We start from the raw sequence: 24,696 nt of genomic DNA, 5'->3' as shown, positions 1-24,696 counted from the left end.
GGGTAGAGCCATGAGTTCTCTCGCCGATGTCGATCCCCAGATCGCCGAGCTCGTCGCCGCCGAAGAGCGCCGCCAGGCCGACACCGTCAAGCTGATCCCCTCGGAGAACTACGTCTCCAAGGCCGTGCTCGAAGCGACCGGCACCGTCCTCACCAACAAGTACTCCGAGGGCTACCCCGGCAAGCGCTACTACGAGGGCCAGCAGGTCATCGACCAGATCGAGACGCTGGCCATCGAGCGCGCCAAGGCGCTGTTCGGGGTGGGCCACGCCAACGTCCAGCCCTACTCCGGCTCGCCCGCCAACCTGGCGATCTACCTGGCGTTCCTGAACCCCGGCGACACCGTCATGGGCATGGGCCTGCCGTTCGGCGGCCACCTGACCCACGGCTGGTCGGTGTCGGCCACCGGCAAGTGGTTCTCCCCGGTGCGGTACGGCGTGCGCGAGGACACCGGTCGCATCGACATGGACGAGGTGCGGGCGCTCGCCCTGGAGCACCGGCCCAAGCTGATCTTCTGCGGCGGCACCGCGATCCCGCGCACGATCGACTTCCCGGCCTTCGCCGAGATCGCCCGCGAGGTCGGCGCCGTGCTGGCCGCCGACATCGCCCACATCGCGGGCCTGGTGGCCGGCGGCGCCCACCCCTCGCCGGTGGGCCACGCCGACGTCATCTCCACCACCACGCACAAGACCCTGCGCGGCCCCCGGGGCGCGATGCTCATGGCCTCCGACGACGAGCACGCCAAGGCGCTGAACAAGGCCGTCTTCCCCGGCCTGCAGGGTGGCCCGCACAACCACACCACGGCCGCCATCGCGGTCGCGCTGCGCGAGGCGTCGGGCGACGACTTCAAGGCCTACGCCCACCAGGTGGTGACCAACGCCAAGGCCCTGGCCGAGGAGCTGTCGTCCCGCGGGTTCTCGCTGGTGTCCGGCGGCACCGACAACCACCTGATCCTGATCGACCTGACCTCCAAGGGCGTCGCGGGCAAGCCCGCGGCGCAGGCGCTCGACCGCGCCGGCCTGGAGACCAACTACAACACCGTCCCGTTCGACCCGCGCAAGCCGTTCGACCCGTCGGGCCTGCGCATCGGCACGCCGTCGGTGACCAGCCGCGGCATGGGCGAGGCCGAGATGCGGCAGATCGGCGCCTGGATGGACGAGGTCGTCACCGCCGTGTCCAAGGGCGACGCCGAGGACGTCATCGCGCGCGTGCACGCGGAGGTCAGCGAGCTGACCGGCACGTTCCCGGTTCCCGGCCTGAGCTGAGCACGACGCCGGGCGCGCGAAATACGCTTGCGCCCGGCCGCCGGGCCCGCGATAAAGTGGGCCCGGCCAGGCCGCCCTTCGATGGGCGGCACTTCGAGAGGAGGTGAGGACCGATGCGGGTCTTTCGCATGAGCATGCCCAGACTCCTGTCAGTCTCCACCCGGGTGCCGCCGACGCGCTGAAGCCAGGCACCCGGTTCTCGAAGGGTGCCTCAGTTGACCTCTCCTGGTCTCGACCTCTCAACTCTCGGCTGGAACGAGTCCCTCTCCGCCGATCTCCCGGGCGGCGCCGTCCCCGCCCGCGTGGCCCGCGTCGATCGCGGTGCCGCGGACGTCCTCACCGCCGACGGCCACCACCACGTCACCTACGGCGCCCGGCTGCGCCGGGCCGCGGCCGGCGACCCCGTGGCCCTGCCCTGCGTGGGCGACTGGGCCGCGCTGCGGCTGCTGCCCGAGGGCCGCTGGGAACTGGACTCCGTCCTGCCGCGCCGCACGGCCTTCGTACGAGGCGGGGTGAGCCGCGACTCGCGGGGCGGCCTGTCCGGCGACTCGCAGGGGCAGGTGCTGGCGGCCAACATCGACGTGGTCTTCGTCGCCGAGCCCGCCATGCACGGCGGCGACTTCGCCGACCTCGGCCGGGTGGAGCGGCTGCTCGCCCTGGCCTGGGAGAGCGGCGCGCTGCCGGTCGTGCTCGTCACCAAGGCCGACCTCATCGGCGAGCACCTCGCCGGCCTGCTCGACGACGTGGCGCGGGCCGCGCCCGGCGTGGACGTCCACGGCGTCTGCGCGATGACGGGGGAGGGCGTCGACCTCGCGCGCGCCCACCTGGCGGGCTCGCGCACCGCCGTCGTGCTGGGCGCGTCCGGTGCGGGCAAGTCGACGCTGGTCAACGCGCTCGCCGGCGCCGAGGTGATGGAGACCCAGCAGGTGCGCGCCGTCGACGGCCGGGGGCGGCACACGACGGTGCACCGCGAGCTGGTGCCGCTGGCCGGCGGCGGCCTGATCATCGACACGCCCGGAATCCGCCGGGTCGGCATGTACGACATGAGCCAGGGCGTCGACCTGGTGTTCGCCGACATCGAGGAGCTCGCCGGGCGGTGCCGGTTCGGCGACTGCGCGCACGAGAGCGAGCCGGGCTGCGCCGTCCTCGCGGCGATGGAGTCCGGCGAGCTGCCCGAGCGCCGCCTCGCGAGCTGGCGCAAGCTCCAGCGGGAGGCCGCCTGGATGGCCGGCCGTACCGACGCCCGGCTGCGGGCGGAGCAGGCGCGCAAGTGGAAGATCATCCACAAGTCGATGCGCGGCAGGAACCGCCCCTGAGCGACCGGGGCGCGGGGGCCGCCGACCGGCCCGGCGGGGGCCCGGCCCCGCCGGGCGGTTCCGTGCCCGCCCGCGCACGGCTTTGCCATCGCGGGTGGGCGGGTACGTTGGAGGCATGGGCGCCGGCCGGCGGGTGTCCCTGCCGTTCGCCGACAGGGCGGAGGCGGGGGAGCAGCTCGCCGAGATGCTCGCCGACATCGGCCTGGCCGATCCGGTGGTCCTCGCGCTGCCGCGCGGGGGCGTGGCCGTCGCCGTGCCGGTGGCCGAGCGGCTGGGCGCGCCGGTGGACGTCCTGGTGACCAGGAAGATCGGGTATCCGGGCGAGCCCGAGCTCGGGGTGGGCGCCATCGCGGAGGGCGGGGAGCCGGTCTTCGACGCCCCGCTGCTGGAGCGGCTGATGATCACCGAGGCGGACGTCGCGGCCGTCGTGGAGCACGAGCGGCGGGAGCTGGCCAGGAGGGTGGAGCTCTACCGGGGTGAGCGTGCGCTGCCGCGCCTGGCGAAGCGTGATGTCGTCGTCGTGGACGACGGGCTGGCCACGGGGGCGACGGCCCGGGCGGCGCTGCGCGCCGTGCGCGGCGCTCGGCCCCGCAGGCTGCTGCTGGCGGTTCCCGTGGGAGCCGGCAAGACGGTCAGGGCGCTACGCGACGAGGCGGACGAGGTGATGGTGGTCGCCACCCCGCCCGACTTTCACGCGGTCGGCCAGTGGTACCGGCGGTTCGACCAGCTGACCGACGCCGACGTGCTCCGCCTGCTGCGGCGGGGCCGGGAACATGACGAGAGGATGCGCCTTGGCCGGTGACGAGGGAGTTGCCGGGCGCCGCCCGCGAGCGGGGGACGTCCGCGTGATCATGCGGCGCCGTTCTGCTCCCGAAGGCGCGCGGAAGCGGGGGAGCCGCATGATCACGCTGAAAGGTGCATGCCGGTGGAGGAGGCTCAAGCGGCGCTGATGCCGGCGCTGGCCGCGCGCCTCATGCGCCGACGGCGCTCGGACGCGCGCTCGTCCTCGTTCAGACCGCCCCACGTGCCGTACTTCTCCGGACGGGAGAGGGCGTAGTCGAGACACTCGGCGCGGACGGGACACTGGGCGCAGATGGCCTTGGCCTTGCGCTCGCGGATGTCACGCTCAGGCTGGCGCTCGCCGTCAGGACCGAAGAACAGCACGAGGTCCTCTCCCCGGCACGCGGCATCATCCTGCCAACCCCAACTGGGGCGCGGGCGGGCGATCTGCCGACGTACCTGAGACATGAGAAACCACCTTAGGTGTAATTTTTGCGTGTTTGTGGCGCGATGGACGCTTCTGGCGTCCCTGGTACCAACGCCGTGATAGCCCGCGGTGTTCCCGGCTCCTAGGGGAGCCTCAGGTCAGGACGGGCGTGCCGCACTGGAATGGCTCCAGCGCCGCCAGCCTGTAGGTCGCGATCGTGTCGGCACATGCCGTACCGCACGGCGTCGTGAACACCGCACGCTCGACCACAACCCGGAACCGGACGTTACCGAGGCGTACGATCGCCCTGGTGACGTCACCGTCCGACCTGGTGGATTCCACGGCCACTCCGCCTACCGAGAGCTCGCCCGTATGAACCCGGACGAAATGCTCGGCGGCCTGCGATGGCTCAGGGATGCCCGCGCGTCCCCGGAAGCGGTCGAGAACGATCTCGCCGTGCCGGTACGCGTTTGCCGCCGCGATCGCGGCAGCCTGAGACATGCTGCCGTAGTAAAGCCCGTGTGGCAAGCACACAAGGTTGGCGGCGTATCGATCGCCGCCGACGTGGGTGGTCTCCCACACCCTTCCCGGCTGGCTGTCGGCCAAAACCCGCGCGAGGGGAATACCGAGCCGGGCACAGCACGCGTTGCGCTTGGCATGGGTGCAGACCAGGAACAGCGGCTCCTTCACCAGTATGCAGGACTCCGGAACCACTCCGCGCACGAGTGACCGCAGGTCAAGATCGGTGGGATTCTCGAAGAACCCCACGGCCGCCCACGGGGCGCGGGCGGCGGAGTCGGCCACGATGATCCGGTAGGGGGCGTCCGTCCCCGGGCGGCGCCCGGGGCGGCGGATGAGCTGGGGGCGAACGCCCAGCTCAGAGGCCTGGTCGATCAGGGCGTGGATCTCGGGGGGCAGGTCGCAGTCGTCGAGGTGGGAGGCCCATGGGCCGTTGTGCTCGACCAGCAGCCAGAAGCGCGCGCCGACCGTCGCGCTGGCGTGCGTCGGCACCTCGCCGGTGTGGCATCCCGCGGGGTGGTCGCACCCCCGCATCCGCTCGACCTTCACGCGTCCCTCCCCGCTCACTTAGGTAAGACTAACCTATGTCCTCCGTCCTCTTCGGTGAGGGGACGAGATGCCCCGAAGAGTCCGGCGTGAACATGGGGGACGCCGAGAGTGAGATAGCTCACTCTCCGAGGAGCGCGGGCCGGCGGCCCGAGGGCGCGGCCGGCCGTGGTCGGAACCCGGGTCACGCGCCCGCCCGTTCGGGCGCCGCGGGGCGGCTACCCCAGGTGCTCGCGGAGCACGCGCTCGGCCGCCGGCAGCGCCGCAGCCCGGTCCTGCGCCACCAGGCCGATGCGCGTGCGCCGGTCGAGCAGGTCCCCGGCGTCCAGCGCCCCCTCGTGCCGCACCGCCCACACCAGCTCGGCCGTGGTGACGCCCAGCGGCAGCGTCTCGGCGTCCGGATCGGCGAGCCGGTGCACGGCCGCCGCCTCCGACCCGTAGCGGGCGGTCAGACGGGACGGCGCCGGCGGGCCGGGGCGCGCGCCGGTGTCCGGCGAGGCCGCGCGCGGCCCGCCCGGGGCGCCGGTCAGGGGAAGGCGGGAGGTCCGCGAGGGGGCGGCGCCGGGGAACGCCGCGTCCACGGCGTCCCGTGCCATCCTGCGGTAGGTGGTGAGCTTGCCGCCGACCACCGTCACGACGCCGTCAGAGCCCTTCACGACCGCGTGTCTGCGGGAGAGGTCGGCCGTGCGCCCGTCGGCCGCCAGCAGCGGCCTCAGCCCCGCGTAGGCGCCGGCCACGTCCTCGCGTGTGACTGGAGTGGCGAAAGTGGACTGCAGGACGCCGAGGAGGAAGGCGACGTCGGCCTCCGGAGCCTCCGGGACGTCCGGGATCGCGCCCTCCACCGGCTCGTCGGTGATGCCGGCGTACACGCGGCCGTCCTCCTGCGGCAGGACGAGGGCGAACCGGCCGGGGTGGCCCGGGATCGGCACGTGCAGGCCTGCGCGCATCCCGCCCAGGACGCCGGGGCGCAGCACCAGGTGGGTGCCGCGGGACGGCCGCAGCGTCACGGCGTCGGTCAGCCCGCCCGCCCACACGCCGGCCGCGTTGATCACCCTGCGGGCGCGCAGCGTGAACGTCTCGCCGGTCAGCTCGTCGCGGGCCCGGGCGCCGTCCCCGCTCAGGGACAGGGCCCGGCAGCGGGTGAGGACGGACGCCCCGTGGGCGGCGGCCGTCCGCGCGATGGCGACGACCAGCCGGGCGTCGTCGACGACCCGCCCGTCGAACGACGCCAGCGCGCCCCGCAGGCCCTCGGCGCGCAGCGCCGGCGCCATCGCCAGGGCGCGCGAGGCCGGCACGCGCGAGGGGCCGGGGAGCACCCGGCGCGGGGTGCGGGCCGCCGCCCGGAGCAGGTCTCCCATCCGGTAGCCGGCCATCACGGTCGCGGCCAGCCCGCCCGGCACCTCCGGCGTGAGCGGCAGCAGGTAGGGCTGCGCCCGCACCAGGTGCGGGGCGGTCCGGCACAGCAGCACCCCGCGCTCGGCCGCGCTCTCCATGGCCACGCCCACCTGGCCCTTGGCCAGGTAGCGCAGGCCGCCGTGGATCATCTTCGAGCTCCACCGCGAGGTGCCGAAGGCCAGGTCGTGGGCGTCGATCGCCGTCACGGAGAGGCCGCGCGAAGCGGCGTCCAGGGCCACGCCCGCGCCCGTGGCGCCGAGCCCCACCACCAGCAGGTCCGAGACCGTCTCCGCCGCACGCGCGAGCTCGCGCGTGCGGCGTGCGGCGTTGAGCGAGGCGTTCACGGCGGCACCTCCACGGGCCGGCCTCGCGGGCCCGCGAGGGCCGCCGGGTGAGGCCCGGGTCGAAGCGGTCTGCGGAACGGACCGGCCTCCCGCCCCTCCGCACCGGCGCGGCGGGGACGTGCGCCGGTCCCACAGCGGGGCGTGTCAAAGTGTAGGACGTGGAGACTCCCGACATATCGCCCGAACCCATGCTCTGGTCGGGCTGGGGCGACCCCGCCAAGGCCGCCGGACTGCCCGAGCCCGTGCTCACGCTCCTGCGCGAGGTGCTCGGCGTCCGCGAGCCCGCCGGCCCGCCGGCGACCTTCGGCGAGGTCAGGCTGAACGCGGCGGCCCTGTCGCCGCTCGTGCTGTCCGACCTGGGCGAGGCCGTGGGCGCCGAGCACGTCCGGTTCGACGACGACGCCCGTATCCGCCACACCCGGGGCAAGTCGACCCCCGACCTGCTGCGCATGCGCGCGGGCGACGGCTCCGACGCGCCCGACGCCGTGCTGCTGCCCGGCTCGCACCACGAGGTGCTGGAGGTGCTGCGCGTGTGCGCGCGCCACCGGGTCGCGGTGGTCCCCTTCGGCGGCGGCACGTCGGTGGTCGGCGGGCTGGTCGCCTCCCGCGACGGGTTCGCCGGGGTGGTCGCGCTCGACCTCGCCCGGCTCGACCGGCTGCTGTCGGTGGACGCCGAGTCCATGGTCGCCGGCCTGGAGCCCGGGCTGCGCGCCCCCCAGGCCGAGCGCCTGCTCGCCGGGCACGGGCTGACGCTCGGCCACTTCCCCCAGTCGTACGAGTACGCCACCCTCGGCGGGTTCGCCGCCGCCCGGTCCAGCGGCCAGGCGTCGGCCGGGTACGGCCGTTTCGACGACATGGTGGTGGGCGTCACCGTCGCCACCCCGCGCGGCGCCATGGAGTTCGGGCGCGCCCCCCGGTCGGCGGCCGGCCCCGACCTGCGCCACCTGGTCCTCGGCTCCGAGGGGGCGTTCGGCGTGATCACCTCGCTGCGGCTGCGGGTGCGCGAGGCGCCCGCCGTGAAGGTGTACGAGGGCTGGCGGTTCCCGTCCTTCGCGGCCGGCACGGCGGCGCTGCGGCGGCTGGTCCAGGCCGGGCCGGCGCCCACCGTGCTCCGCCTGTCCGACGAGACCGAGACCGCGGTCGGCCTGGCCAAGCCGGGAGAGCTCGGCGAGTTGGACGGCCTTCAGTCCGGCGGCGGCTGCCTGGCCGTGGTCGGGTACGAGGGCGACGCGGGCGACGTCGCCTACCGGCGCGAGCGCGCCGACGGCATCCTGTCCGAGATGGGCGGCGTGCCGCTCGGCCCCGAGCCCGGCGAGGCCTGGGCGCGCGGCCGCTTCGGCGCGCCCTACCTGCGCGACGCCCTGCTGTCGGCCGGCGCCGTCGTCGAGACGGTGGAGACCGCCTGCTTCTGGTCGGGCATCCCCCGGCTGTACGACGCCGTCAGGCAGGCCCTGGCCGCGACCCTCACGTCCGGGCCCGGGTACGCGCCGCTGGTCATGTGCCACGTCTCGCACGTGTACGGCACCGGCGCGTCGCTGTACTTCACCGTGGTCGCCGCGCAGATCGGCGACCCCGTGGAGCAGTGGGCGACGGCCAAGGCCGCCGTCAGCGAGGCCATCGGCCTGGCCGGCGGGACGATCTCCCACCACCACGGCGTGGGCACCGACCACCGCGAGGCGTTCGCGGCCGAGATCGGGGAACTGGGCGTGGACATCCTGCGCGCGGTGAAGGAGCGCCTGGACCCGGCCGGCATCCTCAACCCCGGCGTCCTGATCCGCTGACGGCAGGTGGTCGGGCCGGTGTCTTGGGCCTCGGTGTTCTGATCCGCTGACGGCAGGTGGCCCGGTCGATGTCCCGGCCCCCGGTGCCCCGATCCGCAGCCCGGAGCGGCCGGCCCCCCGCCGAAGGACCAGGTCGGGCCCTCTCCCGGGCGGGCTCGGGATCCGGCGCGCGCCGCCGGACGCCCGGCCCCGAGGTCGCGATCGCCTTGCCGGCCTGAGGATCCGGCGTGCGCCGGGGGAAGATCATGGCCAAGATAGGGCCATGGTGGATGTCGAGCGGGCGGCGGCGCGCGGGCGGCGGGCTTCGTCGCGGGTGTCGGAAGAGGGCGCCGGGTGGGCGTGCGAGGAGATGGGCGCGTTCCAGGCGCTGCGGCCCACCGGCGAGCACAGCTTCTCGTGGCTGCATCCGCGCACGCTGTGGCGCTCGCGCAACGAGATCCTCGCCCAGCTCCTCGGCGACCCGTCCAACGAGGTGCGCAGGCGCTGGATCGCCGCGCGCGAGGAACGCGGCGCCGACCCCGGCTTCCGCGTCAAGCCCGAGGTGGGCGCCGACTACAGCTTCCTGGTCATCGGCGACACCGGCGAGGGCGACGCCTCGCAGTACGCCGTGGTGCCCGGCCTGCTCAAGATCGGGGAGGACACCTCCTTCGCCGTCGTGGTCAGCGACGTCATCTACCCCACCGGGTCGGGCAACGAGTACGGCGACAAGTTCTTCCGGCCCTACCAGGACTACAAGGCCCCGATCTACGCGATCCCCGGCAACCACGACTGGTACGACGGCCTGGGCGGCTTCATGCGCGTCTTCTGCGACGCGCCCGCGTTGTCCGGAGGGCGGCCGAAGTTCTCGCTCTCGCCCGCCGGGCTGCGCGGTCTGCTGTGGCGGAAGCCGGAGCCGATCGACGAGGCGCGGCTCGCCAAGGCCCGCGCGCTGCGCTCCCGGCCCGAGCAGCGCGCCGAGCAGCCCGCCCCGTACTGGGTGATCGACCTGCCAGGCCTGATGCTCGTCGGCATCGACACCGGCATCACCGGCACCGTCGACCGCGACCAGGGGGCCTGGCTGCGGGCGGTGTCGGCCGACCCCCGGCCCAAGGTGCTGATCACCGGCAAGCCGATCTACGACCGCAACTCCTACCACCCCTGCCCGATCGAGGACGGCGGCACGGTCGACGACATCGTCAGGGACCCGGCGCACAACTACGTCGCGGCCATCGGCGGCGACACCCACAACTACCAGCGGTATCCCGTCGAGGTGGACGGCCGGGTGATCCAGTACATCGTCTCCGGCGGGGGAGGGGCGTTCACGCACGCGACCCACACCATCCGCCGGGTCGACGTGGGCGGCGTGCACGAGGACCGCTTCAAGTGCTACCCGCTGCGCGGCGACTCGCTGTCGTTCTACAGCAAGCTCTACCGCGACCGGCTCCGCATGCCCTGGCTGTACCTCACCCCCGACGAGGGCCTGGTGCTGATGTCGCGCCAGATCGGCAACCGCCCGCCGCGCCCCGTCGGCACCGCCGAGGGCGTCTCCGGCGGCGCCCCCGCCGCCACCCCGCCGGCCCCCGCCACGGACGTCCCGCCCGTTCCGGCTCCGCCCCCGACCGGCGCCGCCGAGGGCGCCCCCACCGCCCCGCCGGCCCCCGCCACGGACGTCCCGCCCGGCCCAGGTTCGGACTCCTCACCGGTATCGGGGCCGCCACCCTCGACCGCTCCCGGCGCCGGCGCCCCGTCCCTCGCGGGTGCGGGCGGCACGGCCGGGGCCGCTCCGGTGGCCGACCTCTCGCCTCCGAACGTGAAGATCACCGCGCGGATGAAGTGGGCGGCGCGGGTGCTCGGCGGCTGGCCGATGCCGTTCCGGCTGCCGGTCGGGCGCACCTTCCACCGCTGGTTCTCCGAGCTGTCCGACTGGGACGAGCCGCCGTTCTTCAAGAGCTTCCTGCACGTCTCGGTGGAGGGCGGCACGCTGCGCATCCGCTGCTTCGCGGCCACCGGCTGCCGTCCCCAGGAGATCGAGCCGCCGCTGGAGGACGAGGTCGCCATCCCGCTCACCGGCCCGGCGCCCGCCTAAGGCGGTCCGGCCCGGCGACCGGGGCGGTCAGCCGGCGGGCTTGAAGGTGGCCCAGAGGACGGCCATCGTCTGGCGGTTGTCCGCCTGCTCCCACTCGGCGTCGGGGGCGGTGAACGTCACCTGGTAGGCGTGGTCGTCGTCGACGGCGATGAACCGGGTGACGGCGTGCGTGGTGACGTTGTTGAGCGAGGTGTAGGTGTACTCCCACACGCTCGACCGCCACTCCCCGAACGGCGAGGACTCCAGCCGGGCCTGCGCGTAGTCGGTGAGGGTCGCCTGGTCCTTGGCCTGGGTGAGCGCCTGCAGCCCGTCGTCGCCGGTGGCGGGCACCCGCTTGATCTGGATGCGCCGCCCCGAGCTCTTCGGGCCGGTGTAGGTGACCGCGGCGTCGGAGGCCGACGTCGTCCAGTCCTCGGGGACCGCGACCGACACCCCGGCGGCCTCGCGCGCCCGGAAGTCGGACGGGATCTCGGTGGACGGCGCAGAGGGCTCGTCGGTGACAGCGTCCTCCTCCTCCTGCGGCTGCCCGCCGGAGGGCGCCGGCGGGGCGCTCGTGGCGACGAGCGGCGCGGCGAGGTCTTCGGACGGCGCGGTGCCGCCGCTCGGCCACAGCACGAACAGCAGCGCGGCGACCACGCCGACCACCCCGACGCCGGCCAGGATGAGCAGCAGGGGGGAACGGCCCTCGCGCGCGGGCTCGGCCGTCACGTCGTCGACGCGAACCCGGCGCCCGGGGCCGGTGTCGCCCGGGCGCGGCTCGGGGCCCCGGGGGTCGGGCAGGCCGAACGGGTTGTCGGCCGGAAGGTCGCGGGCGAGCCGGTCGGCCAGGTTCGGCGACCCCGCCCCGCGCCGCCCACCCGAGCCCGCGACCAGCACGTCGTCGCCTGAGCGTGCGCCGCCCGGGCCTCCCGGCGCCTCGAACGGGCCGGACGGGCTGCGCAGAGCGTCGTAGAGGCCGGGCTGGGGCCCGGAGGCGCCGCCCAGGGCGTCGTAGGGCCCGGAGGGGCCGGCGAGGGCGTCGTAGGACCCCCCGGTGCGGTGCGGGCCGGTGGATCCGCCGAGGCCCTCGAACGGGCCGCCGGGCCGCTGGCCGCCGGAGGGGCTGCCCAGGGCGTCGTAGGACCCGCCGGCGCGGTGCGGGCCGGTGGATCCGCCGAGGCCCTCGAACGGGCCGCCGGGCCGCTGGCCGCCCGAGGGACTGCTCAGCGCGTCGTAGCCGCCGGCCCGCTGGGAGCCGGACGGGCTGCCGAGCGCGTCGTAGTCGTCGCCGGGCCGCTGGGGCCCGGAGGGGCCGCCGAGAGCGTCGTAGGGCCCGCCGGCGCGGTGCGGGCCCGTGGAGGCGCCCGGCATCTCGTAGGCGCCGGACTGGCTGCGCAGAGCGTCGTACGGGTTGGGCGGGGGGCCGCCGTACCCGCCCGTCTGGGGCCCGGAGGCGCTGCGCAGGGCGTCGTAGGCGGCGGGGTGCCCGCCCGACGGGCCGGCGAGCGGGTCGGGGAACCCGCCGCTCCGCTCGGCGTCGAACGGGCCGCGCCGGTTGCCCTCGGTCGGGCCGTCGAGCGCGTCGTACCCGGCGGGGGTCGGGAAGGGCATGCGGTGCGGCCCCGAGGGGTCGCCGCCGCGCGCGGGGAAGGGACCGGACGGGGCGCCGGAAGCGCGGGGGTCGATCGGGACGCGCACCGGGCCCGAGGGGGTCTCGATGATGCGCGACGGGATCGGGCCGGAGGGAGGGTCGAGCGGAGGGAGCATCTGCATCGGGGTGGGGTCGCCCCGCGTGGGCAGCGGGGTCGCGATGTGGCCGTCGGCACCGCGGATGGGCAGGCCGGAGCCGTGCGTGCGCAGCACGCGCTCCAGCAGGTCGGCGGCCTGCCCCGCTGGCATGCGGTCGGCCGGGTTCTTGCGGAGCAGCCCGTCGATGACCGGCAGGAGGGCGCCCGCGCGCTGCGGATGGTTGGGCTCCTGGGTCAGCACGGCGCCCAGGACGGCCACGGCGTCCGGTCCCTCGTAGGGCGGCCTGCCCTCGACGGCGGCGTACAGCGTCGCGCCGAACGACCACAGGTCGGCGGCGTGCGTGATCGGGCGGCCCTGCAGGCGCTCCGGCGGGATGTAGGCGGGCGAGCCCATGAGCAGGCCGGTCTGCGTGACCGTCACGTCGCCCTCGATCGCGGCGATGCCGAAGTCGGTGAGCACGACGCGGTCGGCCGTGAGCAGCACGTTGCCCGGCTTGACGTCGCGGTGCAGGATGCCGGCGGCGTGGGCGTGCCTGAGCGCGTCGAGCACCCGGACGCCGATCTCGGCCGCCTGGACCACGGGCAGCGGCCCGCTCTGCCGGATGGCCTGCTCCAGCGACCAGGCGCGGACCAGCTCCATGACGATCCAGGGACGCCCGTCCTCCTCCACGACGTCGTGGACGGTGACGATGCCGGGGTGGCTGAGCCGCGCGGCGGACCTGGCCTCGCGCAGCATGCGCCGGTGGGCGACCTGCGTGCCGGCGTGGTCGAGCCCGAGGGGCAGGATCAGCTCCTTGACGGCGACGTCGCGGTCGAGCAGCACGTCATGGGCGTGCCACACCATGCCCATGCCGCCACGGCCGACCGGTGACAGCAGGCGGTACCGCCTGCCGACCAGCCTGCCCTGACCCTCCGGTGCCACCCCCGCGCCCGCCGGGCTCCTACCCTCAGCCATCGAGGGCGACCTCCCGAGCACGCGATCGGTTGTCATACCGCGGTCCCCAATTCACGCTTGTCCGCGTCATATCCCCAGGTTCGGATGATGATCGTTGATCATGAGCGTCTGCAAGACTGTGAGACTGGCCACTGATATTAGGGTCAAAGAGTGGTCAATGGGAATTCGGTCTTCCTTTACGCACTCGCGAGCGCGGTGAGCGCCGCGGTGAACGCCTCGGCCGGAGGGCTCACCAGACCGGCTCCGACCTGGCCGGTTCCGGCGACGCGGCCCGCGATGCCGGTGTTGACGACCGGCAGCCGGCCGGTTCGCGCGACGAGCGTGACGTCGACCCCCGTGGGCGTGCCCCGGAAGCCCAGGGTGGGGATCTGGTACGCCGGGTGCTCGGCCAGCGTGATCTCGTACATCGACCGGGTGGCGTCGACGGCGTCGGAGACGTCGCCGCCGACGAAACGGACGATCGCCGGGGCCGCGGCCATGGCGAACCCGCCCAGCCCGCAGGTCTCGGTGATGCTGGAGTCGCCGATGTCGGGGTTGGCGTCGCCGGGACCGTACGCCCCCAGATAGAGGCCGTCCGGAACGCCCGCGGGGCCGGTGAACCACCGGTTGCCGAGCCCGGACACCTGGATTCCGAAGTCGGTGCCGTTGCGTGCCATGGCGACCACGAGCGAGGAGCCGGGCACGTCGCGCGCGGCGTCGGCGCTGACCTTGCCGGCGGCCATGCCCGCGTTGAGGAAGAAGTGGTCGTTGCCGTAGACGAAGCGCAGCACCTCGGCGGCGTACCGGGGCGAGGCGTCGACCACCGACGGGGCCAGCTCGCGCGCCAGCAGTGAGGTGGCGGCCCGGTTGCGGTTGTGCAGCTCGTCGCCCATCTGCAGGGCCTGGGCGATGAGGGAGCGCAGGTCGATCGGCCCACTCAGCGCCAGGGCGGCGGCGAGCACCGGGCCGAGCACCTCGCCCATCCAGCGCAGCCGCTCGACGACCTCGGGCCCGTAGGCGCCGTACCGCAGGACCTTGCCCAGGCCCTCGTTGAGCGAGCAGTACGCGGTGCCGCCGTGCTCGCCGTCGACCACCTCGAACATCCACATCGACGCGCTGACCACTCCGGCCATCGGGCCGACGGTGCGGTGGTGGTGGCAGGAGTCGAGCTTCACGCCGCCCGAAACCAGCAGCCGCTCGGCCTCCTCGGCGTCGGCGGCCAGGCCCTCGAACAGCGCGGCGCCGATCAGCGCCCCGCGCATCGGGCCGGAGGCGCGCTCCCAGTCGATGGGCGGGCCGGCGTGGAAGAACGTGCCGGCCGGGAGGTCGAGGACCTCCCGCGCGGGCCGCACCGCCACGAGTTGCGGGCGGGCCGACAGCATGCGCCCCACCGCGGTGGTGTTCGCGCGCTCGCGCCGGGGGTCGGCCAGCACCTTGGCCAGGGCCGCCGACGTGCCCGGCAGCGGCGGGCGCCAGTCGACCGCGAGGGCGGGCACGGCCTGCCCGGCGAGGGACTCGGCGAGCACGGCGGCGCCGGCGGTGATCACCCGCGGCTCGCCGTCGAGCATGGACAGCGTCACGGCGTACCCCCGGTCAGGCTCGCGGCGTGCCGGGCGGCCGCCGCGTTGGAGACGAACACCGACGCGCCGGCCTCGTGGAGCGCCTGTGCCTGGCGGCCGAGCCCCTGGGGGTCGGTGTCCGTGCCGACCAGGGCGACGACCACGGCGGCCCCCCGCTCGCGCGCCCGGCGGACCGCCGGCGCCAGCCGCGCCGAGGGGTCGGGGTCGGCGGCGTGGCCGAGCACGACGTCGAGCAGGACGACGCCGCCCGCGACCTCGCCCAGCGCCGCGAGGCGCGTGGAGGGGTCGATCATCGGGTGGGCGCGGCCGCGGGTGTACTCGTCGTCGCCGAAGTCGGTGAACGAGCCGCCTCCGGCGATGATCTCGGCCTCGGCGCACAGCGTGCCGCCGGAGTACAGCCCGCACAGCGGGCCGCCGGGCCGCTCCCCGGCGGGCATCGGCCACGACGGCCACTCGGGGACCGGCCGGCCGAGGGCGCCCAGCGCCTTCTCGGCGGCGGCGGTCAGGTCGTCCTGCCCGGGGCCGAGCAGGGCGGTGACGACCGGCGTGGACAGGTCTTCCACGGCCCGGCGCACGGTCGCGGCGACCTCGGGGGCGGGCGGCTTGGAGATGAGCACGATCAGCTCGGTGGCGGGGTCGGCGTCCAGGGCGCGCAGGGCGACGAGGGTGGAGCGGGCGCCGACCGCCGCCGACAGGTCTCTGCCGCCGACGCCGAGCACGTGGCTGACGCCGGTGCCCGCGTGGTCGAGCAGGCACGTGACCTGCTGGGCCCCGGTGCCCGAGGCGGCGACGACGCCGACGGGGCCGGGCCGCAGCACGTTGGCGAAGCCGAGCCCCGCGCCGCCGACCACGGCGGTGCCGCAGTCGGGGCCCATCACGAGCACGCCGTGCTCGGCCGCGCGCTCCTTGAGCAGGATCTCGTGCTCCAGGGAGACGTTGTCACTGAAGATCATCACGGACAGGCCGGCCTCGACGGCGTCCATGGCCTCGGCGAAGGCGTGCTCGCCGGGGACCGACACCAGCGCCAGCGTGGCGTCCCACGCACGGGCGGCCGCGCGCGTGGTGCGCGGCGCCGCCTCGGCCCCGGCTCCGCCGGAGGTCGCGGCCCGGCCCAGGAGGGCGAACTGGCGCTCCAGCTCCTCGGCGGCGCCGCCGAGGGCCTCCTCGGACTCGGCGCGGACCGCCACCAGCAGGTCGGACGGGCCGGCCGCGGGGACCTCGAACCCGACCTCGCGGGCCATGCCGACGTTCAGCTCGGTGGCCATGGCGACCATCGCCACGGTGACGCCCGGGCGGGAGCCCAGCGCCTGGCTGACCCGCATGAGGCTCACCGAGTCGTGGTACACGCCGGTGCGCACCTCCACCTTGTCGGTGCTCGTACTCAACTGTCGCTCACCGCCCCTCCCATGGCGTCGCCAACTCTGATCGGTGGATCATCGCTTCTCATGCGATCTCTTACACGGTCTCTCACACGTCGTGTCGCATGTGGTCGCCGCGCGCGCGTGCGTCGCCGCTGAGCGCCACGACGGCCGACAGTCCCGTCCGCAGCCCCCACGCCAGGTCGGCGCCGGAGGTGTGGCCCAGGTGGAGCAGGCGGTGCACCGCCGGCTCCAGCGGCCGGCGTCCGGCGAGGGCCTGCAACGCGGTCGCCGCGTCCGCGCAGGTCTCGCCGCGCGCGGCGCAGTGGAGCAGGGTCGCCGAGATCGGGGTGGTGCGGGTGCGGGCGTCGAAGGCCACGGTGGCGGCCAGCCAGTCGGCCAGCCACACGGCCCTGCCCGTGCCGGTCGCGCGGCCCAGGTGGCGAAGGGCCACCAGCACGCCGGCCAGCATGTCGTCGCCGCTGGGCGTCAGCCCCGGGCCGAGGCCCATGAGCTGCTCGGCGGCGGTGAGCGTCATGACCAGCGAGCCGCGCCGGCAGCCCTCGGCGAGCAGCGCGCCGGCGCCGCCCTGCTCCAGGCCGGGGCGGCGCGCGGACGCGCGGCACACGTCGTCGAACCGCGCCCCCGCCGAGGGCAGCGCCTTGACGTCGAGCCGTCCCAGAACGGGGGAGGGGTCCCACCAGCGGCGCACTCGGACGGTGAAGCGGCCGACGTCGATGCGGCCGTCGCCCACCATGGCCTCGTCGCCCGCCGAGACCGGCGGCAGCGGCTCGCCCACCACGACGGCGTTGGGCAGCCGCGTCGCCTCGCCGGTCACGATGGCGACGACGGACGGCTCGGTCTCGGTGCGGATCTCCAGGTAGACGCCGAGCGGGAACGCCGCGAGCACCCGCGCCGGCCGCCTCGGCGACTCCAGCGCCGCGCGGATGGCGGTGCTCGCCGCCCCGAACGCCTCGACGTGCGCCGGCAGCCGGTGGCGAACCCTCGTGCCCGTCCCCAGTGTCACTCGGCCTCCCGCGAGGAAACGTAGAACGGTCCGGTGGGTGACCGTACGGAGAAAGCTGACAACAGTTCTTCGATGAGTTGGCTCTTGTTGACAGACTCCCTGTTCCGCCACAATGCGCGAAACGGCGTTCCACCCTGGAGCATGACCATGTCTGCTGACCCAGCACCCCCGGCGATGCGTTTGGCCTCCACGGGCACCATCATTCACGGCATCTCGGTCGGCGAGGTGCTCGGCGTCTCCACCCTGGCCAAGGCCCGCCTGATCGGCGGCGCCAACGGCCTGGGCCGCATCGTGCAGCGGCTCAACGTGATGGAGGTGCCCGACATCCTGGCCTGGGTGAAGCCGCACGAACTGCTGCTCACCACCGGCTACCCGCTGCGCAACACCCCCCAGTCGCTCGACCGGCTGGTGGCCGACCTCGACGAGCGGGGCCTGGCCGCGCTCGGCATCAAGCTCGGCAGGTACGTCGACGAACTGCCCGCCGAGATGGTCGAGCAGGCCGACCGGCTGGGCTTCCCGCTGATCCTGCTGCCCAACGACGTCGGCTTCGACGACATCCTCAACCAGGTGCTCACCGACATCCTCAACCGGCAGGCCGCCCTGCTGGCCCGCACGGAGGAGGCCCACCGGGCGCTGGTGCAGATCGTGCTGGCCGGCGGCGGCCTCCGCGAGGTGGTCGCCGAGGTCGCCGGCCTGCTGGACGTGGCGGTGGCCGTGGTCGACCCCGCCGGCCACGTCCTGTCGGCCGAGGGGGACGCCGCCGTGCTGCGCGTCGCGCCCGCCGTCTCGGCCGGCGACTACACGGTCGTCCCGGTGGTCGCGGGCGGGCACCACCACGGGCGCATCGTCGCCCACAGCCCCGGCGGCGCCATCCGGGAGGGCGACATCGGCATCTTGGAACGTGCCGCCACGGTGGCGGCGCTGGTGGTCACCCGGCAGGAGGCCGTCAACGCCGTCGAGAGCAAGTACCGGGCAGACTTCCTGCGCGACGTGCTCACCGGCCGGGGCGGGGTCCGCGTCCCGGCGCGGGCCCGGGCCTTCGGCTGGGACCTGGAACGGCCCGTCGGCGTGCTGGTCGCCGAGATCGACCCAGAGTGCGACATCCCGCCCGACCGGCTGCTCACCGCCTGGGTGACCGCGCTGAGGCGGCACGACCCGCGCGGCGCCGTGGCCGGCTTCTCGCACGAGGTGGTCGCGGTCGTCGGCTCGGAGACCGACATGGGACGCCTGGCCAGGGACGCCGTGGCCGCGTTCGCCGACGCCCGCCCCGCCACCTTCTCCACCGGCATGAGCCGCGTCGCCCAGGGCGCCGAGACGCTGCCCGACGCCTACGCCCAGGCGCTGAAGGCCGCGCGGGTGGGCCGCCAGCTGCACGGTTCGGGCGCCGTCGCGCACTTCGACCAGTTAGGCGTCTACCGCCTGCTGTCGCTGGTGAACGACACCGCCGAGCTGCACTCGTTCGTCAAGGAGACCCTCGGCCCGCTGGCCTTCGACGAGGACGCCGAGAACGCCGACCTGCGCCGCACCCTGCAGGTGCTGCTGGAGACCAACCTCAACGTCGCCGAGACCGCCCGCCGCCTGCACTTCCACTACAACACCCTGCGCTACCGCATCGGCAAGCTGGAGCGCATGCTCGGCAACTTCACCGAGGACGCCCACCTCCGCCTCAACCTCACCCTGGCCCTCCACGTCCTGCGGATGCGAGGAATCTGACAACCCTGTCAAGCCCGCCCCGCGAACGGGCCCCAGCTCCGCTCGACCCCCATTTACGGGAGCCCCGCCCGGCCCCCAGCGCACGTCCGAAACCCTTCATCGCCGTTGCGAGCGGAAACTGACGAGTCACCGCCGAACGGGCCTCGCTTCGCTCGGACTGTGTTCCGATCGTCGCCGCGCTCGCCGCGCTCGCCGGCCACCAGGGCACCCCCGCCACCGGCCACAGGGTGTGGGCCTACCTCACCGCCGCGCGGCAGGCGCCGCCCGCATGACCGGATCGCGCGCGCGGGACGTCTGGGACGAGCCGCGACCGGCCCGCCTTCGACGGAGCGGTGAGCCCGTCACCCGGGAGGAGACGACCGGGGGCGTCGCGTACGCCGTCGGCGCGTCGTGACGGCCGCGGGTGCTCACTCGTCGTGCGGTGTGGTGGTGCGCAACAGGAGTGCCGGTGGGGACGGCACGTTTGGCAGATCCTTACCATGCGGGCGGGTCCCGATGGGTCTAATGTGCCCGCAACGGACGACGATCCCCACGGTGCCACGCGCCGGGGGGAGCGCCGACGACGATGGAGCAGAACGCCGCGGAGGTCCGCCGTGCGGGGGTGGCCGCCGACACCCGGCCCGGTAAGTGAAAGGGCTCTCATGGCCTTCGGATGGAAGTTGCACGGCGACGGGCGCACGCTCGCGCCGGGCGAGGTGGTCAAGCCCGACGAGCGGCTGAGCTGGCCGCGCATGGTGGGGTTCGGGGCGCAGCACGTCATCGCCATGTTCGGCGCGACGTTCGTGTTCCCGCTGGTGATGGGGCTGAACGCCAACCTCGCGATCATGATGTCCGGCGTCGCCACGATCCTGTTCCTGCTGGTCGTGCAGGGCAGGATCCCGAGCTACCTGGGCACCTCGGCGTCGTTCGTCGGGGCCGTGGTGGCGATCCGCGCGGGCGGCGGCGACAGCGGCACCGTCACCGGCGCGATCCTCGTGGCGGGCGCGGTGCTCGCGGTGTGCGGCATCGCGATCCACTACCTCGGCGTCCGGTCGATCAACAAGATCTTCCCGCCGGTGGTCACCGGCGCGGTGGTCATGCTCATCGGCTTCGGCCTGGCCTACGTCGTGGCCGACATCTACTGGCCGCAGGACCAGTGGATCGCGCTGATCACCATGGTGGTCACCTTCGTGATCATCGTCGCGTTCCGCGGGTTCGTCGGCCGCATCGGCATCCTGCTCGGCCTGGTGATCGGCTTCCTGCTCTCGTGGGTGGCCGACCGGCTGTTCGGGAACATCACCGCGCTCAACGCCGGCACCGGGCAGATCGACACCCACCCGCGCGTGAGCTTCCAGGGCGTGGCCGACGCCCCCTGGTTCGGCCTGCCCGACTTCCACGCGCCCAACTTCGCGGTCTCGGCCATCGTGCTGGCCCTTCCCGCCGTCATCGCCCTGATCGCCGAGAACATCGGCCACGTCAAGGCGGTCGGCGAGATGACCGGCCAGGACGTCGACCCGTACATGGGCAGGGCCGTCTTCGCCGACGGCGTCGGCACCGCGCTGGCCAGCGCGGTCGGCGGCTCGCCCACCACCACCTACGCCGAGAACATCGGCGTCATGGCCGCCACCCGCGTCTACTCCACCGGCGCCTACTACATCGCCGCCGTCGTGGCCATCCTGTTCGGCCTGTGCCCGAAGTTCGGCGCGCTGGTGGCGGCCACGCCCGGCGGCGTGCTGGGCGGCATCACCGTCATCCTGTACGGCATGATCGGCCTTCTCGGCGCGAAGATCTGGATCGAGAGCCGGGTGGACTTCTCCGACCCGGTGAACATGGTGCCGACCGGAGCGGGCATCATTCTGGCCATCGGCCCGGTCTCCCACCAGATCACCGGTGAGTTCTCGCTGGCGGGCATCGCCCTGGGCACGATCGTGGTGCTCGGCGGGTACCACCTGCTGCGGGCGATCGCCGGGCGCCGCCCGGCGCCGGACCACCCGGCCCCGGTGCCGGCGGAGGGGAGCGACAGGAGCACGTGAAGCCTTCGGCGTTCGACTACCACGCGCCGCGCGACGTCGGCGAGGCTCTGGAGATCCTCGCCGCGACCGCGCCGCACGGCAAGGTGCTGGCCGGCGGCCAGAGCCTGATCCCCCTGCTCAACATGCGGCTGGCCGCCCCCGCGCACCTGGTCGACATCAACCGCGTCCCCGAGCTTGACACCATCGAGGCCGGCGGCGCCGGGGTGCGGGTGGGCGCGCTGGCCAGGCACGCCGCCGTCGAGCGGTCCGACTCCGCCGCGCGGGCCCAGCCCCTGCTGCGCACGGCGCTGCGTCACGTGGCGCACCCGGTGATCCGCAACCGGGGCACCGTGGTGGGCAGCCTGGTGCACGCCGACCCGTCCGCCGAGATGCCCGCCGTGCTCGTCGTGCTGGGCGGGTCGGTGCGGCTCGCCCGGCACGGCGGCGGCGAGCGCGACGTCCCGGCCGCCGACTTCTTCACCGGCCCGATGGAGTCGGCGGCCGAGCCCGGGGAGCTGGCCGTCTCGGCGTTCTTCCCCGCCCTGACGCCGCGCACCGGCACCGCCTTCGCCGAGGTCGCCCGCAGGCACGGCGACTACGCGGTCGCGGGGGTCGCGGCCGTCGTGAGCCTCGACGACGACCTGCGCATCCGGTCGGCGCGGGTGGCCTGCGTGAGCGTCGGCCCGCGCCCGGCGCCGCTGGACGTGACCGAGGAGTGCGGCGGGCGCCCCGCCGCGACCGTCGACTGGCCCTCGGTGGCGCGCGCGGTGAGCCTGCGCGTCGACCCCGGGGACGACATCCACGCGACCGCGGGCTACCGGCGGCACCTGACCGGGGTGCTCGCCGAGCGCGCGCTGCGCGTCGCCGCCGGGGAGGCCGCCGATGGGTGAGAAGCTGCACGAGATCCGCCTGACCGTCAACGGCGTCCCGCGCGAGACCAGGGTCCCCGGCCGGCGGCTGCTGTCGGACTGCCTGCGCCACGACCTCGGGCTCACCGGCACCCACGTCGGCTGCGAGCACGGCGTCTGCGGGTGCTGCACGGTGCTGCTGGACGGCGAGCCCGTGCGCTCGTGCCTGACCTTCGCGGTCACCGTGGACGGCCGCGAGATCACCACCGTGGAGGGGCTGCGCGAGCCCGACGGTTCGCTGTCGCCGGTGCAGCGCGCGTTCTCCGAGAGCCACGCGCTGCAGTGCGGCTTCTGCACCCCCGGCTTCCTGTGCACGGTCACCGCCCTGCTGCGTGACAACCCCGCGCCCAGCGACGACGAGGTGGTGGAGGGCATCTCGGGCAACCTGTGCCGGTGCACCGGCTACCAGAACATCGTGAAGGCGGTCCACCGCGCGTCCGAGCTGATGGGCGAGGCCGAAGGGCGAAGCTGATGGGTGATGAGGCGTGACGACGAAGCTGTTCGGCGAGCCGGTCCAGCGCAGGGAGGACCTCCGCCTGATCACGGGCGAGGGCCGCTACCTCGACGACCTCGGGAAGGACGCGCTGGCCGCCGCGTTCGTGCGCTCCCCCCACGCCCACGCCCGCATCCGCGGCATCGACGTGTCGGGCGCGCTGGAGGTGGACGGCCTGGTCGCCGTCTACACCTGGGAGGACCTTCCCGAAGGGGTGCGCGACCCGCTGCCGCTGCTGATTCCGCACCCGGCGCTCACCCACGGCCGCACCGCCTACCCGCTGGCCAGGGACGTCGTGCGCCACGTCGGCGAGCCGGTGGTCATGGTCGTGGCGCGCGACCGCTACCTGGCCGAGGACGCCGCCGCGCTCATCGAGGTCGACTACGAGTTCCTCAAGCCGGTCGTCGGCATCGAGGAGGCGGTGCAGGGCGTCCACCTGGTGCACGAGGACGTGCCCGGCAACGTCGGCGCGCACCTGGTGCAGGAGGTGCCCTCGCCGGGGGGCGCCGGGGCGCGCGAGGCCGTCGACGCCGCGCCGCACGTGCTGGCGTTCCGGCTCGACATCGAGCGCAGCGCCTCCACGCCCCTGGAGGGCCGCGGCGTCTACGCCCGGTGGGACGCCGACGACCGCTCCCTGCGCGTGTACAGCTCCACCCAGACCTCCACCAGCGTGCGCATGGCGGTCGCCGCCAAGCTGGGCCTGCCGCTGCCGTCGGTCGAGGTGATCGCGCCCGACGTGGGCGGCGGGTTCGGCGTCAAGATCGTGCATCCGTGGCCGGAGGAGGTGCTGGTGCCGTGGGCGGCGATGCTGCTCGGCCGGGAGGTCAAGTGGGCCGAGGACCGCCGCGAGCACTTCATCTCCTCGGCGCACGAGCGGGCCCAGGTGCAGCACGTGCGGGTCGGCTTCGACGACGAGGGCCGCGTCCTCGGCCTGGACGTGACGATCCTGCACGACCACGGGGCCTACACCCCGTACGGCATCATCGTGCCGATCATCACCGCCACCCAGCTCCTCGGGCCCTACCGCATCGGCGCCTACCGGGTGGAGTTCTCCTCGATCTACACCAACACCGTGCAGGTAACGCCGTACCGCGGGGCCGGGCGCCCGCAGGGCGTGTTCTGCATGGAGCGCACCATGGACCGCATCGCCGCCCACCTCGGCCTCGACCGCACGGCCGTGCGCGCGGCCAACTTCATCCAGCCCGGCGAGTTCCCCTACGACCAGGGCCTGATCTTCCAGGACGGGCGGCCGCTCATCTACGACAGCGGCGACTACCCGAAGTCGCTGAGCATGCTGAAGGAGCTGATCGGCTGGGACGCCTTCCCGCAGGCCAAGGAGCGCGCCGCGGCCGAGGGCAGGCGGCTGGGCATCGGCCTGGCCTGCTACGTCGAGGGCACCGGCGTCGGGCCGTACGAGGGCGGCCACGTGCAGGTGACCTCCGACGGGCGGGTGCACGTCTCGACCGGCCTCACCTCGCAGGGCCAGGGCCACGAGACCGTGTTCGCGCAGATCGCCGCCACCGAGCTGGGCGTGCCGCTCGACCGCGTCTCGGTGGTCACCGGCGACACCCGGCGGTTCGGCTACGCGGTCGGCACGTTCGCCTCGCGGGCCGCCGTCATGAGCGGCAACGCGATCGCCCTGGCCGCGCGCAAGGTCCGCGACAAGGCGCTCAGGATCGCCGCCGAGGCGCTGGAGGCCGACCCGCGCGACCTGGAGATCGAGGACGGGGTGGTGCGAGTGGCGGGCGACCCCGAGGCGTCCATCTCGCTGGCCACGGTGGCCGTGCTGTCCAACCCGCTGCGGTACGCCTTCGACGAGGAGGCCAAGAGGGCCACCCAGTTCGCCGGGCCCGCGTCGATGGACCGGCCGCCGGTGGAGGCGGGGGAGGAGCCGGGGCTGGAGGGCCGCGACTACTACTCCCCTGTGCGCTCCACGTTCGCCTCCGGCATGCACGCGGCCATCGTGGAGACCGACCCGGACACCGCCGAGATCCGCATCCTGCGCTACGCCGTCGTGCACGACTGCGGCAGGCTGATCAACCCGATGATCGTCGAGGGGCAGATCCATGGCGGGGTGGCCCAGGGCGTCGGCGGCGCGCTGTACGAGCGCATGGTGTACGACGGGCACGGCCAGCTCCTCAACGCCTCCTTCATGGACTTCCTGATGCCGTACGCCACCGAGATCCCGTTCGTGGAGACGGCGCACCTGGAGACGCCGTCCCCGCTGAACCCGCTCGGCGTCAAGGGCGCGGGCGAGGCCGGCGTGATCCCGGTGTCCGCCGTCATCGCCGCCGCCGTCGAGGACGCCGAGGGCATCACGGTCGACCGCATGCCGATCTCTCCGTCGGAGCTGTACGAGCTGCGCCGCGCCACCGCCCCCTGACGACCCGGCCGGGGCCGCTTCCATGGCCCGGAGGTAAGGAGGGGCTGCCGTCGCGGCGACCGTCATGCGACCAGGCGGTCATGTCACGCTGAGTGCCGTCATTGCTACATTCCGTGACTGTCTTGGTGCGCCGGGAGATCGCCGC

The 24,696-nt window shown here is 74.4% G+C and carries 18 protein-coding genes; 11 read left to right on the top strand and 7 right to left on the bottom strand.

Annotated features, from left to right (window positions below):
- Positions 1-10 precede the first annotated feature (10 nt).
- The 3 genes from glyA (at position 11) to PYR91_RS02205 (ending at position 3,382) form a co-directional block, all read left to right on the top strand.
- Entirely contained in the window at positions 11-1,264 is a 1,254-nt protein-coding gene (glyA, locus tag PYR91_RS02215; protein WP_279777323.1) for a serine hydroxymethyltransferase, read from the top strand.
- A 206-nt stretch (positions 1,265-1,470) separates the two neighbouring features.
- The gene (gene rsgA / locus PYR91_RS02210) at positions 1,471-2,580 is read left to right on the top strand and encodes a ribosome small subunit-dependent GTPase A (protein WP_347942832.1); all 1,110 of its coding nucleotides are present in this window, start codon (positions 1,471-1,473) and stop codon (positions 2,578-2,580) included.
- 115 nt (positions 2,581-2,695) lie between these two features.
- A complete protein-coding gene (locus PYR91_RS02205) occupies positions 2,696-3,382 on the top strand; it encodes a phosphoribosyltransferase family protein (RefSeq protein ID WP_279777321.1) in 687 nt (228 codons plus the stop codon).
- A 134-nt stretch (positions 3,383-3,516) separates the two neighbouring features.
- Here PYR91_RS02205 and PYR91_RS02200 read toward each other — a convergent pair whose 3' ends face one another.
- The 3 genes from PYR91_RS02200 to PYR91_RS02190 all read right to left on the bottom strand — a co-directional run bounded on the left by PYR91_RS02200 (position 3,517) and on the right by PYR91_RS02190 (position 6,591).
- Positions 3,517-3,828: a WhiB family transcriptional regulator gene (locus tag PYR91_RS02200; RefSeq protein ID WP_093171423.1), complete on the bottom strand. Its 312-nt coding sequence runs from the start codon at positions 3,826-3,828 to the stop codon at positions 3,517-3,519.
- Between the two features lie 112 nt (positions 3,829-3,940).
- Positions 3,941-4,855 carry a sucrase ferredoxin gene (locus tag PYR91_RS02195; RefSeq protein WP_279777320.1) on the bottom strand — a complete coding sequence of 305 codons (915 nt, stop codon included), beginning with the start codon at positions 4,853-4,855 and terminating at the stop codon, positions 3,941-3,943.
- Between the two features lie 215 nt (positions 4,856-5,070).
- Complete coding sequence (locus PYR91_RS02190) at positions 5,071-6,591, bottom strand: glycerol-3-phosphate dehydrogenase/oxidase (RefSeq protein WP_279777319.1); 1,521 nt, start codon at positions 6,589-6,591, stop codon at positions 5,071-5,073.
- A gap of 188 nt (positions 6,592-6,779) precedes the next feature.
- On the opposite strand from PYR91_RS02190, the gene PYR91_RS02185 reads away from it, so the two are divergent.
- Together PYR91_RS02185 and PYR91_RS02180 are read left to right on the top strand one after the other, a co-directional pair.
- A complete protein-coding gene (locus tag PYR91_RS02185; RefSeq protein WP_279777380.1) occupies positions 6,780-8,372 on the top strand; it encodes an FAD-binding oxidoreductase in 1,593 nt (530 codons plus the stop codon).
- A 262-nt stretch (positions 8,373-8,634) separates the two neighbouring features.
- Positions 8,635-10,437 (top strand): metallophosphoesterase, encoded by a 1,803-nt coding sequence (locus PYR91_RS02180; RefSeq protein ID WP_279777318.1) that lies wholly within the window; start codon positions 8,635-8,637, stop codon positions 10,435-10,437.
- A gap of 27 nt (positions 10,438-10,464) precedes the next feature.
- Here the strand turns inward: PYR91_RS02180 and PYR91_RS02175 are convergent, their stop codons facing one another.
- The 4 genes from PYR91_RS02175 to PYR91_RS02160 form a co-directional block, all read right to left on the bottom strand.
- The gene (locus tag PYR91_RS02175; RefSeq protein ID WP_279777317.1) at positions 10,465-13,119 is read right to left on the bottom strand and encodes a serine/threonine-protein kinase; all 2,655 of its coding nucleotides are present in this window, start codon (positions 13,117-13,119) and stop codon (positions 10,465-10,467) included.
- Positions 13,120-13,295: 176 nt separating this feature from the next.
- Positions 13,296-14,678: a DUF1116 domain-containing protein gene (locus tag PYR91_RS02170; RefSeq protein ID WP_279777316.1), complete on the bottom strand. Its 1,383-nt coding sequence runs from the start codon at positions 14,676-14,678 to the stop codon at positions 13,296-13,298.
- Entirely contained in the window at positions 14,675-16,000 is a 1,326-nt protein-coding gene (locus PYR91_RS02165) for an FdrA family protein (protein ID WP_279777379.1), read from the bottom strand. The genes PYR91_RS02170 and PYR91_RS02165 overlap by 4 nt, the downstream gene beginning before the upstream one ends.
- Positions 16,001-16,145: 145 nt before the next feature.
- Entirely contained in the window at positions 16,146-17,063 is a 918-nt protein-coding gene (locus PYR91_RS02160; protein WP_279777315.1) for a DUF2877 domain-containing protein, read from the bottom strand.
- Positions 17,064-17,210: 147 nt separating this feature from the next.
- Here PYR91_RS02160 and PYR91_RS02155 point away from each other — a divergent pair, with 147 nt between their 5' ends.
- The 6 genes from PYR91_RS02155 to cutA all read left to right on the top strand — a co-directional run bounded on the left by PYR91_RS02155 (position 17,211) and on the right by cutA (position 24,551).
- Positions 17,211-18,776 (top strand): PucR family transcriptional regulator, encoded by a 1,566-nt coding sequence (locus tag PYR91_RS02155; RefSeq protein ID WP_279777314.1) that lies wholly within the window; start codon positions 17,211-17,213, stop codon positions 18,774-18,776.
- A gap of 268 nt (positions 18,777-19,044) precedes the next feature.
- On the top strand, positions 19,045-19,170 hold the full coding sequence (locus PYR91_RS02150; RefSeq protein WP_279777313.1) for a hypothetical protein: 126 nt from the start codon (positions 19,045-19,047) through the stop codon (positions 19,168-19,170).
- 247 nt (positions 19,171-19,417) lie between these two features.
- On the top strand, positions 19,418-20,788 hold the full coding sequence (locus PYR91_RS02145; RefSeq protein WP_279777312.1) for a solute carrier family 23 protein: 1,371 nt from the start codon (positions 19,418-19,420) through the stop codon (positions 20,786-20,788).
- Positions 20,785-21,657, top strand: a complete 873-nt coding sequence (locus PYR91_RS02140; protein WP_279777311.1) for an FAD binding domain-containing protein — start codon at positions 20,785-20,787, stop codon at positions 21,655-21,657. The genes PYR91_RS02145 and PYR91_RS02140 overlap by 4 nt, the downstream gene beginning before the upstream one ends.
- Positions 21,650-22,147 carry a 2Fe-2S iron-sulfur cluster-binding protein gene (locus PYR91_RS02135; RefSeq protein ID WP_279777310.1) on the top strand — a complete coding sequence of 166 codons (498 nt, stop codon included), beginning with the start codon at positions 21,650-21,652 and terminating at the stop codon, positions 22,145-22,147. The genes PYR91_RS02140 and PYR91_RS02135 overlap by 8 nt, the downstream gene beginning before the upstream one ends.
- A gap of 13 nt (positions 22,148-22,160) precedes the next feature.
- Complete coding sequence (gene cutA / locus PYR91_RS02130; RefSeq protein ID WP_279777309.1) at positions 22,161-24,551, top strand: aerobic carbon-monoxide dehydrogenase large subunit; 2,391 nt, start codon at positions 22,161-22,163, stop codon at positions 24,549-24,551.
- The last annotated feature ends 145 nt before the right edge of the window (positions 24,552-24,696 follow it).

The sequence above is a fragment of the Sphaerisporangium sp. TRM90804 genome (genome assembly GCF_029846175.1).
Taxonomy (GTDB): Bacteria; Actinomycetota; Actinomycetes; order Streptosporangiales; family Streptosporangiaceae; genus Sphaerisporangium.
This window is presented reverse-complemented; position numbering and strand designations above follow the sequence as displayed.